Below are 14,270 nucleotides of genomic sequence, written 5' to 3'. Positions count from 1 at the left end.
CTCAATCGCGAGTTTGCCGACCAAGCAACCAACTTGAAAATTATTTTTTAAAGCATAAATTAAAACAATTAATTTAAGCAGCCCGATCTATATAAAATTCAATTTTTGTCCTGATTGTAAATCCTTTGAGGTCGAGCGTTAGTCTTGCTCAAATTAGAGAATGCTCTTAACACAAACACCAAAAAACTGCAAGTCACTCGAACGTGCGACTGGTAACTCACAGCTAGCCAGTGTTATCAATTAAAAAAGAAACTTAAATCGTTCACAGTCAAAAAAATCTCAGAGTGCATTTCTACGGCTGTAGAAATTAATGATAGTGAAATGAGCGAGATAGCCGGAGGTGACGGCTATCTAGTTTCGCCATTCTCACCGTTTATGCAAATGGAGATTTTCCAGTGAATTCACAGAAACAAAGTCGCCAGCGCGACGTTATTTTGACATCTCAAAATCTTGATCAACTCCCAGCAGCAAAAGCTGAATCTCAAAATTACGAACATATTGACACACATTAGACCTCTTGCAAAAATCCTTTTAATCAAATTTTGGAACGGGCAAGATGCCCGTTCCACAAGGAAAAATGTTTTTGTGGGATGGGCATCTTGCCCGTCCTAATTATTTTTGCAAGAGGTCGAATAAGTAATCGAAGTCTTCTAGATGACTAGAAGACTTTTTTAATTGCAGATTCCCAGACGTGCGACATCCTGCTGCTTTTCGGTTTTAATCGATCGCACGGCGTTGCTGTTTAAGGGATTGTGATGGCGGATTTTTGGCAGGATTTAAGAGTTAATTGGGTGAAGTTTGGACGGTGGGCGAAGGACTCGGTGAAGATGAACTCGGTGAAGATGGATTCGGTGAGAGCTTTGGTGAAGGAGTGGATGAGTCGGATTTTTTGAGTCCGACAAAAGCGTCGTAGCGGGTGGTACGATCGCCAATGATGGCCGCTGTAATGCCGATCGACCGCGTGGCATCTATCCAGATTTTTTGGCTGGGAGGAAACTCCGGTAAAGCTAGGTTTTTCGGGTTAAACGCACTCTCGGTGTCGATGAAGAAATTGCCGTTGTGAGGCTTAAGTTGCGATCGTACAGTTTTTTGGAACAATTCGCTACTTAAAAGCGGACTTTTCGGCGCCGGAACAATCGCGTCAACCACGGGAGCTCCTACTGTAATAAATGCCACATCATTCATCCAGCCGCGAGTTACAGTAATCCCTCCAAACGCCGATGTCCATTTAGTCGCAGGTTGCCCGCCCACTTGAATTTCTTCAACTCTAAACCCTTTAGTTTTCATCGTTTCATCAAGCTGTTTCAGGGATTTATTCGCGGCGCTGCGGTTGTTTGTTTCCACCATAAATACAAATCCCGCAGCAAATTTGTCTTTCGGATTCTGCGTGGGGGCTGGTATTAATGATAGAGAAAATTCTCCCGCCATCCAGTTGATGAAGTCTTTATCTAAATCCTGGCCGGTAGTCGATTTTAAACCTGTGCGTAAAACTTGGGGATTAATCGGGGCCAGCGGGTTAGCATCGGCTCCCAATACGTAGTCTTGCCACAAACGCTGCAAGTTCCCGCCGGATACCATCATGATTGTATTGTTTGGCAGGCGGTTAGCCATTTTGAGAGCATTGTTTTCTACTGCTATACGAATGGTAGAATCAGGTTTTAGCCAAGAGATTGATTTGAATCCAATTCCGTCTGTATCCAGCGTCGCTGTGGTGGCAAATCCTTGATTTTGTTGCAGTTTTTCGAGGTTTTCCGCCGAAATTTCGCGGGATGAGTTGGCGGCTGTAAAGGCTGCTGCAACGGGCATATTCACGTAGATTTGACCGAAGGTACCGGCATCTTTGATTTGTTGGATGGCGTCTGCATAGCCGGGGGTTTTGGCGAGGGATGGTTCGCCTTTGTAGGTGTCAATTATTCTGTCTGTGGCGGTGGGATCTGTGGTGACTACTAGATAGTTTGTGCCGAGTACCGCGACTGAGAAATTGCGATCGGGTATACCTTGAGTTTCTGTAACTTGCACCCCTTTATAATTGCGCTCCACCATTTTTCCTTGGTTGAGGGGTCTGGGTTTTGCTAATAATTCTTTGGCTTTGATCGGGTTAGAGATGGGCAGGATAATTGCTACTGACTGCTGAATTGGCTGAGGCGGGGGCGCGTTGGGTGCGCGCGGGGGGACTGGTATGGCTGTTTTGTTGCGCAGAAAGGCTACCATTGCGGTGTTACCCACCCAAGGCTGAATGTCTTGCTGATAGGCGTAACCGTTGCTTGTCAGGAGGCGATCGCGCAATTCGCTTAAAAACCTTTCAAACGAAGCTTTGGACTCCGGCGTGCCAAATTCTCGCAGTCTATTCCACTGCGATTCATCGGTAGTGATGGATAGAGCCATCATCGCATCTTGTGGAACAACCGTTGCTCCCGCTGGCAAATCTTTGGCGGGGCCACGGGAAATGACGATCGAGTACACGAGGATACCTAAACCGATCAGAAGTGTGGCGGCTCCGATCGTAAACAGTAGGGAAGATTTATCTTTCTTAAACATTATTCGTAAGGTTCGGGTGCTCGCAACATCATAAATTATATCGGGCATCGGGCATCGGGCATCGGGCATCGGGCATTGGTAATTTGTTATTTGTTATTTGTTATTAGAAAAACTACTAACAAGTAACCACTAACCACTATAGTCCTAGATACGGAAACCGTTTTTTTACTAAACAGTGCATTTTCGCCTTTAATACTGGTGAAAAACCCGGTTTATTTCGTATTTACGCGAATTCCTACACTAACTATTCCCAATGCCCAATGCCCAATGCCCAATGCCCTAATATTAGTTTCTAGCCTTAAAGTCTTTAAAGATAGTTTGAAACGAGTACATCAACCGATGGACATCATTTGTGGCTCTAGGAAAAATATTGAGTTCCCATTTTTTGCGAGCCGTAGTTAGCAGTTTTGCCACGGGTTGTGAGTAACTATTAGAAATGAAATAGCTGCCGCCTTCGTAGCGAATATCTGACGCTAATCCAATAAAAGCACCAGCCATTTCTAGTTGAAGTTCCGAGGTACTATGTTCAGCTTTTACTGCTAAAATCACCTGGGAGTGTCGAGGCTCGCGGTTGAGCAAGCGACAAATATTTGCTTCTTTTTGGTACAAGATTAAAACGTTGCAATTGTGCAGAACTCCGGCTCTACCTTGGACTTTGACTCCGAGGTGAATTTCTAGGGCTGGTTTGTCGGGAAATTCCACCACAGCATGAGTGTATGGATGTGCGATTCCGTGGATTGTTCCCGCTGTTTTTCTAAATGTTAAATTTTTCGGTGTTTCGTCGTCTAAAACATTGTTATAATAGATATTGCCACTTTCATTGGCAACTGCTTTGAGCAGGATGGTAAAAAGGTAAGCATCAAAAATTCTTGCTTGTTCTAGCACTCCGTTGAAATCTGGATCGATCGAGCTTTTTAATTTGCTCTTAATTTCGGAATTGACGGCGCAGTTGCTCGGCGCGGATGGCAGTTTTTCGAGTAATTGCTGGAGAGCGATCGCCTGTTTGTGGCGTGGGGCTGTCACGCTGGAGGTGAACTCGATTGTTTTGGCTGTTTCTGCACCTGAATTGGCAAAGATAATTTTTGTGCCCAGAGGAGAGGTTTCCGATTCTACTTTCAAGAAATAAGCAATTTCGTCTTCCATTTCGGAAGTGTTCACCGTCACTTGTTCGACAGCAGCAATTAACAGCAAAAGTTGTTCTTTTGCGGTATAATCTTCTATCTTCAGCAGGGGTGTTTTTCTTTTGAGCGATCGCTCTTGAATTACTTTGCCTATCTCTACAGTATCCGCTACTTGTTGAACGACCCAATCCAATTTAAACTCATTCAGAATTGTCGCCAGTTCTTGATAGAGTTTGGCGTACTCAATCTCATCCATAATTGCTTCTGCACTGCACACTATTCTAATTATACAAGTATATTTGATTTTTTTGTCAATGGCTTGTGAGCTGGTAGGCAGATTGCCTGTGATGGCGGAGTGGGCGAGTGTTCGAGTGTCCGAGTGGGAAAAATCTTCCTCTTCCCTGAACATCCATCCGTTAAATCCGTTAAATCCGTTATAAAATCCGTTGCCGAACTTCCTTCTGCTTGAGAGAGACGATTAGTAGTAATACCAGTTTCAAAACAGAATACAACTGCCTGCAAGCTGCCAACCCCTATAGTCATCAGTCATTCCCAATTCTTCAATTCTTCAACTCTTCAATTCTTCAAATCTAAAATGTAAAATCTAAAATCTAAAATGGTATAAGCTATTGTACGACATTTAGAGCGATCGCAAAAATGGCAACAATCAACGACAACTACCTCAAACTCAAAGCCGGCTACCTGTTTCCCGAAATTGGCCGCAGAGTGAAAGCCTATGCAGATGCGAATCCCCAAGCGCCCATCATCCGGCTGGGGATTGGCGACGTGACGGAACCGCTACCAGCAGCTTGTCGCGAGGCGATGGTGGCGGCGGTAGCAGAAATGGGTTCGCGGGATACCTTCAAAGGATACGGCCCGGAACAAGGTTATGAATGGCTGCGCGAGAAAATTGCCGAGCACGATTTCAAGTCGCGGGGATGCGAGATTGATGCTTCAGAAATCTTTATTTCTGATGGTTCTAAGTGCGATTGCGGCAACATTCTCGATATCTTTGGCAACAATAACACGATCGCAGTTACAGACCCAGTGTATCCGGTGTATGTAGACACAAACGTGATGGCCGGACACACGGGAGATGCGAACGATAAAGGCGAGTACGAAGGCTTTGTTTACCTGCCAATTACAGCAGAAAACAACTTTACCGCCCAAATTCCCACAGACAAAAAAGTCGATTTAATTTACCTGTGTTTCCCGAACAATCCGACGGGCGCAACTGCAACGAAGGAACACTTGCAAGCTTGGGTAAATTATGCTAAGGCGAACGGTTCGATTATTTTCTTCGATGCAGCCTACGAAGCATACATTACCGATCCGAGTTTACCGCATTCTATCTACGAAATTGAAGGTGCGCGCGATTGTGCGATCGAATTTCGTTCGTTCTCAAAAAATGCTGGTTTCACCGGTACTCGCTGCGCCTTTACAGTAGTACCGAAGACTTTAACAGGAAAAGCAGCAGACGGTTCCGATGTCGAAATTTGGAAATTGTGGAATCGCCGCCAATCTACTAAGTTTAACGGCGTTTCTTACATCGTGCAGCGCGGTGCAGAAGCGGTTTATTCTGAGAAAGGCAAGGCTGAAATTCAGGCATTAGTCAATTTTTACATGGAAAATGCGGCGATTATTCGCGAGAAATTGACAGCGGCGGGAATCGAGGTTTACGGTGGCGAAAATGCGCCTTATGTGTGGGTGAAAACGCCTCACGGTTTGACGAGTTGGGAGTTTTTCGATAAGTTGCTGCAAACTGTAAATGTGGTGGGGACACCGGGTTCTGGTTTCGGCGCGGCGGGTGAGGGTTATTTCCGCATTTCGGCATTTAACAGTCGGGAAAATGTCGAGGAAGCGATGCGACGGATTGGGGAAGAGTTTAAGGTTTAATCTCCTGTTCTGCTGAAACCGAATGGCCGCCAGGGAATTCATTCCCTGGCGGACTCCCGGACAAGCGCGAAAAAGCATTAATTTAATATGTTGTGGAACAGGCCGGAAAGCCTGTTCATGAAAATAGTAAAAGATGTGAGTTATAATCTCAAATGATTGTGGCTCAGCGTTTCAATAAAAAATGCAACCCAACACGAGGAGTTTTTTATGCACTTGCTACGAGTTCAAGTTCCTGATTTTCGCGGTTTGAAAAATATAGACATCACTTTTGAAAAGGATTTTGTTCCTAGTATTTTTCCGCTTGGCAGTCAAAATGGCGGCGGTAAAAGTACCCTGTTGCAGTTGATTTTTGTGTTGCTGCACTGTTCTGTCGATGAGGATAAAAAACCGTTCATACAGAATCTGCTTCAGGGATTTAAAATTTTGGGCTGGGAAGAAAAAAAACTAGCAATCATTGATATTTGGGATGGAAAAAAAATTGTAAAACTTGAATTTTATGGTCAGAATGATTTGGAAGAAGAAAAACGCTACCCAGAGTATGATTATAGAGGCGACGATGAAAATATCAATGAGGAAAATAATATCATATATATATGTTCTCTTGAGAAGTTTAAAGATGAAGATGATATGACAACCATAGCAAGTACAGAGTTAAAATGTCGTTTTAACAATCAAAGCCAGGAGCAAGTAAAATCATTCCTAGAGAAGATAGCGCAGAAAATTTTTCTAGCAGCTCCTGCGACACAGGTTTTTTTATTTCTCCCGCAAAAATCGAGGGAACTATTATTTAAAAAATCCAGTAGCAGAGACAATAATTATTATGGTATACTCGAATCAGCACGATCTGAATTACAAGGCTTGTTTACCTATGACTTCCTTGTTGTAGAGCTACTTATTGAATCTTTTAAAGGTGCTCGCGATCGCGATTTTAGAGAAAAAATAAAAACAGGTAGCTACGGCAACAACTATCAAACTCTAATTGAGGACTTACATTTGCTGTTGGGAAATAAAAAGATAAATTTAGATGAAGATTTTGCTGGTGTCAACTTTCAATTGGATAATAATGGTGAAACTATAGAACTATATCCAGAAGATTTAAGTCACGGCGAACTCAAAAGACTCAGCATTTATATATGGCTCAAGTCCCGGAACATAGAAGATGCAATTGTTTTGATGGATGAAGTTGAAATTGCTTTTCATCCAGATTGGCAATATCAAATTATCTCAGACCTCAAAGAGTGGGCTCCCAGCAATCAATATATTCTGGCAACTCACTCCTACGCATTGTGTGAAGCTCTGACACCAGCTCACGTTAAAGAAATTGAGCCAAAACTAATCAAACAAGAATCCTAATACTAGAAATGAGTCTTAATCCAGAAGAGTTAGAAAAACATTGCCATGCAATTCTTCAATCTCGCAGAATTCAAAACAAAATTGTGGTATTGTGCGAAGGTGATATTCGGAAGACGCAGGGTAAAGAGTCACCTCAAACTTATGGAGCAATGGAGAGAATGCCTGATGCAAACTTTTATAAGGCTTGCGTTCCGACATGGTGGAGACAGAAGCGACCGGAATTTTTCATCTGCGGCGATCGCCAAGATGTAATAAACACCTACTTTACTCTTCCAATATTACACGAACAGGAGACCCAGGATACGAAGAATTCATATTTAGATCCCGATCGACTTTTTGCAATGATAGATTTAGACTTGCAACTGCAAACGATCGACAATTATATTTTTACAGATACAGAGGCAATTTTTCGCAATCTTTACGAAAAATCGCAGGTGAAAGAGCAAAACGCACGAGAGCACCGGATCTGGATTACAGGTTTAATCCACAAAGAAGCATATTTTTTGACACCTGAACTTCAATCAGTATTTGATGATTATCCTAATTCTCCGTATTATAAATATCAAGGAAATTTAGTGTCACTAAAAAATATTTATAGTGATATGGCTGATGCAATTAGTAGCGACAGCGATTTACAGGCTAACGTAAAGAGAGCATTCGAGCGCATTAGTTACTGTTCGGAATTGGATTGTACAGAATTAGACTTAGACAAATTCCAGGATTCATGGAAACATCAGTTTCAAAATACGACTGATGCCACCCAGAAGCATGAGTTAATAGTAGCTTTGCTGACAATTAAAAAAGCTAAGGATTATTGGCATCAAATTAAGTCATCCGGTGACTTTAGCGAGAAATATAGGGAGGAATATTGGGTATTATTTAGAGAGCGACTCTCGTTAGAAATTGGGAGATTTTATTCAAAGCAAAGTAGCGATGTTAAGTCTCATATTCCTTTTTTTTTCAAAACATTGTATGAGTTCGTTTATTTAGATAAAACGCCTCAATTATAATATTCCATTTTCTATCCATCAGCATCGCTGGGATAACCAAATTGGTCTGGTAATTCAGCAGAGGTAATTTGCAGAATCTCTAGCAACTTCTTGTATTGCACAGGCGTTAGCTTCGGTACAGATCGCCCCGATTCCCAGTTGCTTACCGTCGCTTCCGTAACGCCAAGTGCTTCTGCTAGCTGCTTTTGAGTCATAAACCGCTGAGTTCTCAATCGCATTAAGGGCGATCGATCGGCTCTTTCTGAGATTCCCATAGGCTATTTGTTAACTTATATTAAAAAATTTAGATTCTGCCTAAAATAATTGACATTTGCCCTAAATTAATTTAGGCTTAAGCCAATAAAGATTAGACAGCACCAGAACCGCAACTTGTGCTGTAGGGGAATTGTTGTCTTTTCTTCAATCTGTCATTGTACGCGGTTTTACCGTTACAAAGCATCAAACCTATCCCAAATTGTTTGTCAAAACTATGTTGCAAGATTCCGCATCGAACCAAGCATCGCCCCAAGTTTTAACTAACCAAAGCTTTGAGGCCGATAATCGCGAATCCATCCGTCATGTCATCATCGGTTCGCCGCTGGGAGTACGGCGCACTATCCACCAACTCCACGCATTGCGCTACGCGGAAGTTGCTCGTTGGACGCATCCGATCGCCATTCCCGACAATCGCATCATTATTACACCCGAACAGGGAGAAATCATGAGTCTGTTAGTTAAGTTAATTCGGTTGGATTGAAGTGTCAAATGTGCGATCGCCCTTTCGAGCATTGTAGTCGAAAGTGCGATCGCAAATCTCCGCTCCTTCCCCGTGCTACACTCAACGGATATCTCCACAAACTCTTATTTCGCACAAACTTAACAACTAGCTCTCCATTCAGCTTATGATTGTGATCGCTCCCATCCTCAAACCTGTCAGTCAAATCGAGCTTGCTCCCGGCAGTGTCGTAACTATTCCTAATATAAGTTGGCTGGAATTTGAGTCGATTTTGGAGGAATTGGGAGAAAAGCGATCGGCACGAGTTGCTTACAGCAAAGAAACTTTAGAAATCATGGTTCCTTTACCAGAACACGAAAGGCCGAAAGATTTAATTTCCGATATTGTTAAAATTTTACTCAAGTCGGCGGGCAGAAGATATGAACCGTTTGGTTCTACTACTTTCAAACGGGAAGGTGAAGCAGGAATTGAACCTGATGCTTGCTTTTACATTCTAAATTATCAGCGGATGATCGGCAGCCGCCGACTGCAACCGGACGATCCGCCACCGGATTTAGCCATTGAGACGGATGTTACTTCCAAAACTGCGATCGATGCCTATAAAATCATTGGAGTTCCAGAAGTCTGGGTTTATGATAGTGGCAGGCTTCGCATCTATTTGCTACAACAAGATGGAGAGTATTTGGAATCTGATATTAGTCCGAATTTTCCGGGAATTGCGATCGCCCAACTGATCCCTGCTACAGTGGAACGTGCTTGGCAGGTGGGAAGTTGTCAAGCGCTAGAAGAATTTGAAAGTGCGATCGGCTTTTAGACAGAGTAGGTGCCCCGGAATGCCTAACTTTAATGAGACGAGCAATTGCATAAGTCTTCTAGCGGTAAACCGCAGATACAAAGCAGATAAACACAGATAAACGCAGATGATTTTAAGAATTGATCGCTTAAAGTCTGACGTACCTACTAATTCTGCTTCCCGTTTCGCCTCCCAAAAATTACACACTTACAGCCAATTTGTCAACCCCCAAAGGTCTATAAATTGTATCTCGTTGCTGATAATCCCGCCCCAAAGAACGAATCGCATTCTGCAAATCTTCCACAGACTGACAACTGCCGCCAACCGCACCGGCCATCGTAGTAATGTGCTCCTCCATCAAAGTGCCGCCGATATCGTTGCAGCCCCATTTCAGCGCTTCTGTAGCTCCTGCTAAACCCAATTTTACCCAGCTTGGCTGATGATTGGAAATCAAATTTCCCAAAAAGATTCTAGACACAGCGGTGAGCAACAATGTATCTGCTAAAATGGGTTGGTCGCGGCCGACTCTACTGCGTAAAGGAGCCGGTGCATCCTGTCCGACAAAGGGCAGTAAAATGAATTCTGTGATCTGCGCTGGATAGTTGTTGTTAATTGCTGTTTGTTGGAGCGATCGCACTTTTTCCAAATGCAAAACCTGCTGAGAAGCCGTCTCAATATGCCCGCAAAGCATCGTGCTCGTTGTCGGCAAACCCAGACGGTGAGCAGTTCCTACAATTTCTAACCAAGTCGCCGAATCTAGTTTTTCCGGGCAAATAATCCTCCGCACCGCATCGTCGAGAACTTCCGCCGCAGTACCCGGCATCGAACCGACTCCCGCATCTTGCAAAGCTGAAATTACATAACTGAAACTCAGATTATCTTGTCTGGCAATAAATTCTATTTCTTGCGGCGAAAAAGCGTGCAAGTGCAACTGCGGAAACTTATCCTTAATAGTTTTTACCAATTGCAGATAATAAGGCAAAGATTGGCCCTCCTGCTTAGCTTGAAGATTTAAGCCACCCTGCATACAAATTTCCGTCGCACCCCGTCGCACTGCATCAGTTGCCTTCTCCTGAATTTGGGCTGCATCTAACCAAAATGCGCCCTCGTCTCCCTCGTCGCGGCGGAACGCACAAAAACTGCAATGCTGCTCGCAAATGTTAGTAAAATTAATATTGTGATTAATCACATAGGTGACAGTATCCCCTGATTGTCGGCGGCGCAGCAAGTCAGCGGTTGCTTGAATTTTGGCGAGATCCTCTGGATCTCTTGGCTGCAAAAGTACCAAGGCCTCGGCGGCAGAAATGTTATAACCTTGTAAAGCGCGCTCTAGAATTGCATCCACAGTTTTATTTTTGGCTCAGTTACAGAATTACTGCCTAGAATTAAGGCGTTTTTATATCTTAACAAATCAATTAATTATAGAGGAACGCTCTGCTAAAACTCAACTTATACAAAAGCATCTTTTAATTTGTGAAACTTAATTTATGGGCATCAACCAAACAAATCATCTGTTACCAGTGCCTTCTGGGCTTTTGCAAATTCCTGCTGTACCGACTTTCGCTGCAACTTTTACAGACGCAGACACACCGCCCATTTATTTTTCCTTGGTCATTCCCACCTACAACGAGTGCAAGAATGTCAAGAGTATTGTGGAACAATTAAGCCAATTGCTTGATGGCATGATTCCCGGCAACTACGAATTAATTGTAGTCGATGACGATAGCCCCGATCGCACCTGGGAAGTTGCCCAGTCCCTGACAGCCGAATATCCGCAATTGTGGGTGATGCGGCGGGAACATGAGCGGGGACTTTCGACAGCCGTAATTCGCGGGTGGCAAGCCTCTAGGGGCGAGGTTTTGGGGGTGATCGATGCCGACTTGCAGCATCCGCCGGAGACGCTGTTGCAGCTTTTAGCAGAAATTCAGCGGGGAGCCGATTTGGCCGCTGCGAGCCGCCACGTTGACAAGGGCGGGGTGAGCGACTGGAGCGTTGTCAGGCGATTGTTGTCACGGGGAGCTCAAATAGTCGGATTGATCGTACTACCGGGAGTGGTGGGCCGAGTTTCCGATCCGATGAGTGGCTATTTTATGGTGCGCCGCAGTTGCGTTGCCGGCAAAACCATGAATCCTGCGGGTTACAAAATTTTGATTGAAGTGCTTGGAAGGGGGGATATCCGCTGGATTGGAGAGGTTGGTTACGTGTTTCAGGAGCGGAAGGAAGGCGAGAGCAAAGTTACTGGGAAACAGTATATTGAGTATTTGCGGCATTTGCTCATATTGCGGTTTGCCCGCTGGCCGATGGGTAAGTTTCTGCGGTTTGGCCTTGTGGGTTTCAGCGGCGTATTTGTGAATATGGCGGTTTTGTACGTGCTGCGCGAGATATTCAATTTGGAGCTGACTCGCAGTCTGATTCTTGCTGCTGAATTGGCAATTATCAGTAACTTTTTTTGGAATGATTTGTGGACTTTTGGGGATATTTCTAAGCGACAGCCGGGAATGAAGCAGCGCTTGAAACGGCTGTTGAAGTTTAATACAATTTGCTTGATGGGTTTGATTTTGAATGTGCTGCTGGTTAATGTGATGTTTAATATTTTGGGGATGAATGAATATTTGGCGACTTTAATTGCGATCGCAGTCGTGACTCTGTGGAATTTCTGGATTAATATGAAGCTGAGCTGGCGGGTGACGGAAGTTGACAGTTGAGAGTTGGCAGTTGGCAGTTGGCAGTTGACAGTTGACAGTTGACAGTTGACAGTTGGCAGTTGACAGTTGACAGTTGACAGTTGGCCGGGAGGGTTTTAAACAGTTGATAGTTAACAACTAGCAACTAGCAACTATAATAACTGTTCTTCCCAAGACCTTTGAATGACTGAATTGATGATTAAAAATAAACAACTGTTGCTAATATTGCTGTGGATGGCGATCGCCCTAATGCTGCGTTTTGCCAATTTGGACTCGAAACCGCTGTGGACGGACGAGTTTTCGACTCTGGTATTTAGTTTGGGGAACAGTTTTCGCGGTGTGCCGATCGATCGCGCGATCGACCTTCCCACTCTACTACAACCGCTGCAATTTCGTCCCGATGCTGGCATTGCAGATGTCCTAAACCATTTGCTGCTAGAAAGCAACCATCCGCCAGTGTATTTTATGCTAGCCCACTGGTGGATGCGATTATTTGGGCCGACTGAGGATAGTTTAGTGTGGATTGGGCGATCGCTACCGGCATTATTAGGCGTTATTTCAGTACCCGCAATCTACTTTTTAGGCAAGTTTGCATTCAATTCTCGTTTAGTTGCTCAATGTGCGGCCGCGATGATGGCAGTTTCTCCCTACGGCATTTATCTCGCTCAAGAAGCCCGCCATTATACGTTAGGAATCTTATTAGTTATTGCCTCTCTTTTTTGCTTGACCTTAGCTGCAAAAAAGCTGGAACAGCGCGCTACACTGCCTGTTTTGGCGGTGCTGCTTTGGATAGTTGTTAACTGTTTGGGAATTGCTTCTCACTACTTTTTTGTGCTGACTTTGTGTGCCGAAGCCATCGCCTTAATTGCTGTAATTTGGCTGCAATTTAATCAGAAGTTGGCAACTTCAAATAATCAGCAGCCGAATATTTGGCAATTTCAAATTATCTGGCGGCTTGTCGCAGTAGCGCTGGGGACTTTAGCTGGCGGTTTAGTTTGGCTGCCGGTATTTTTGTCAAATAAATACGGTAGCGAGCTCACGAATTGGCTTGTCAGTGGCGATCGCACATTCGTAGATTGGATCGCGCCGATTTTCCAAGCTTGCGCGGGATGGATTACTGTCGTGTCGCTGCTTCCGGTGGAATCGCCAAATTTGGCAGTAGTGGCTGGATCTGCGATCGGCATGACAATATTTTTTGTCTGGGCACTTCCCCTGCTGAAAAACGCTCTTAATAATTCCTTAAAAACGCCGAATACTCATTTAGGTACTGTGATTTTCGGCGGATTTGTACTAGGAGCAATTTTCCTATTTTTCAGCTTTGCATACATTCTAGGAATTGACCTAACTCGCGGCCCTCGATACAATTTCGTCTACTTTCCCGGTGCGATCTTATTGTTAGGAGCAATCTTAGCAGTTATTTATAGCACACCTACAGTCAAAAGTAAATGGTTTAATTTGCCTGCCGTAGAAATTTCTGGCAAAAAAGCAGTCATGCTAATTTTAGCAATGGGTTTTGTCAGCGGTATCACAGTAAATTCCAATCTCGGCTATCGCAAATATTACAAACCAGACCTTTTAATTCCGATTATCCGCGAAGTCTCGAAAGTTCCCGTGTTAATTGCCACTACTCAAAATACTCATGTAGAAATAGGAGAGTTGATGGGGATAGGATTGGAATGGGAAAGAAGTTCGGCAGCGGATTTTGTAGCGGATGTAGCGGATGTAGCGGATGTAGCGGATGTAGCGGATGTAACGGATGTAACGGATGTAGCGGATGTAGCGGATGTAGCGGATGTAACGGATGTTAGGAAGAAGGGTTCGGCAGCGGATTTTGTAACGGATGTAACGGATGTTAGGAAAAAGGAAGAAGTTAAAGCGTTTGATTCTCCACAGTTTCTTTTAGTTAAGCAGAGAAGGGATGCACCGGAAATTGTCGCGGGAATACTGGATAAGACACTCAGTCAATTGGAACGTCCGCTAGATTTGTGGTTGGTAAATTTTCGCGCACCTGTCAACTTAGCAGCACAAAAGTGTCAGCTTGAATCGCGCGAGTTGCCTGGGGTAGATGGGTATGAATATCAAGTTTATCATTGTTCTCGGTTATAGTTGTAGGGTGCGTCGCTTGCATAAAATCCCTAAAAAAATTTATCGCACTTTCGA

Annotated in this window: 12 protein-coding genes; 7 read left to right on the top strand and 5 right to left on the bottom strand. The window is 44.0% G+C overall.

Features of this window, described 5'->3' with window-relative positions; genetic code table 11:
* Nucleotides 1–783 precede the first annotated feature (783 nt).
* The 3 genes from QUB66_RS13690 to QUB66_RS13680 form a co-directional block, all read right to left on the bottom strand.
* A complete protein-coding gene (locus QUB66_RS13690; RefSeq protein WP_332968235.1) occupies nt 784–2,538 on the bottom strand; it encodes a DUF3352 domain-containing protein in 1,755 nt (584 codons plus the stop codon).
* A 285-nt stretch (nt 2,539–2,823) separates the two neighbouring features.
* On the bottom strand, nt 2,824–3,915 hold the full coding sequence (locus tag QUB66_RS13685; RefSeq protein ID WP_332968233.1) for a hypothetical protein: 1,092 nt from the start codon (nt 3,913–3,915) through the stop codon (nt 2,824–2,826).
* 29 nt (nt 3,916–3,944) lie between these two features.
* Complete coding sequence (locus QUB66_RS13680; RefSeq protein ID WP_332968231.1) at nt 3,945–4,202, bottom strand: hypothetical protein; 258 nt, start codon at nt 4,200–4,202, stop codon at nt 3,945–3,947.
* Nucleotides 4,203–4,316: 114 nt separating this feature from the next.
* Between QUB66_RS13680 and QUB66_RS13675 the strand changes: the two genes are divergently transcribed.
* The 3 genes from QUB66_RS13675 to QUB66_RS13665 all read left to right on the top strand — a co-directional run bounded on the left by QUB66_RS13675 (nt 4,317) and on the right by QUB66_RS13665 (nt 7,918).
* Complete coding sequence (locus QUB66_RS13675) at nt 4,317–5,555, top strand: LL-diaminopimelate aminotransferase (RefSeq protein WP_332968229.1); 1,239 nt, start codon at nt 4,317–4,319, stop codon at nt 5,553–5,555.
* A 207-nt stretch (nt 5,556–5,762) separates the two neighbouring features.
* Nucleotides 5,763–6,908, top strand: coding sequence for an AAA family ATPase (locus QUB66_RS13670; protein ID WP_332968228.1), 1,146 nt, complete (start codon nt 5,763–5,765; stop codon nt 6,906–6,908).
* Between the two features lie 8 nt (nt 6,909–6,916).
* Entirely contained in the window at nt 6,917–7,918 is a 1,002-nt protein-coding gene (locus tag QUB66_RS13665; protein WP_332968227.1) for a hypothetical protein, read from the top strand.
* Between the two features lie 11 nt (nt 7,919–7,929).
* Here QUB66_RS13665 and QUB66_RS13660 read toward each other — a convergent pair whose 3' ends face one another.
* Entirely contained in the window at nt 7,930–8,172 is a 243-nt protein-coding gene (locus tag QUB66_RS13660; protein ID WP_332968226.1) for a helix-turn-helix domain-containing protein, read from the bottom strand.
* Between the two features lie 215 nt (nt 8,173–8,387).
* Here QUB66_RS13660 and QUB66_RS13655 point away from each other — a divergent pair, with 215 nt between their 5' ends.
* A complete protein-coding gene (locus QUB66_RS13655; RefSeq protein ID WP_332968225.1) occupies nt 8,388–8,654 on the top strand; it encodes a hypothetical protein in 267 nt (88 codons plus the stop codon).
* A gap of 145 nt (nt 8,655–8,799) precedes the next feature.
* Nucleotides 8,800–9,447, top strand: a complete 648-nt coding sequence (locus QUB66_RS13650; RefSeq protein WP_332968223.1) for a Uma2 family endonuclease — start codon at nt 8,800–8,802, stop codon at nt 9,445–9,447.
* A 178-nt stretch (nt 9,448–9,625) separates the two neighbouring features.
* Here QUB66_RS13650 and cofH read toward each other — a convergent pair whose 3' ends face one another.
* Entirely contained in the window at nt 9,626–10,771 is a 1,146-nt protein-coding gene (cofH, locus tag QUB66_RS13645; RefSeq protein ID WP_332968221.1) for a 7,8-didemethyl-8-hydroxy-5-deazariboflavin synthase subunit CofH, read from the bottom strand.
* A 142-nt stretch (nt 10,772–10,913) separates the two neighbouring features.
* Between cofH and QUB66_RS13640 the strand changes: the two genes are divergently transcribed.
* Nucleotides 10,914–12,131 (top strand): glycosyltransferase, encoded by a 1,218-nt coding sequence (locus tag QUB66_RS13640; protein ID WP_332968220.1) that lies wholly within the window; start codon nt 10,914–10,916, stop codon nt 12,129–12,131.
* Nucleotides 12,132–12,293: 162 nt separating this feature from the next.
* On the top strand, nt 12,294–14,216 hold the full coding sequence (locus tag QUB66_RS13635; protein WP_332968219.1) for a glycosyltransferase family 39 protein: 1,923 nt from the start codon (nt 12,294–12,296) through the stop codon (nt 14,214–14,216).
* The last annotated feature ends 54 nt before the right edge of the window (nt 14,217–14,270 follow it).

The organism is Microcoleus sp. A2-C3 (assembly GCF_036706065.1).
In the GTDB taxonomy this organism is placed as follows: Bacteria; Cyanobacteriota; Cyanobacteriia; order Cyanobacteriales; family Microcoleaceae; genus Microcoleus.
The sequence above is the reverse complement of the archived record's forward strand: the minus strand, read 5'-3'. Positions and strand labels throughout refer to the sequence as shown.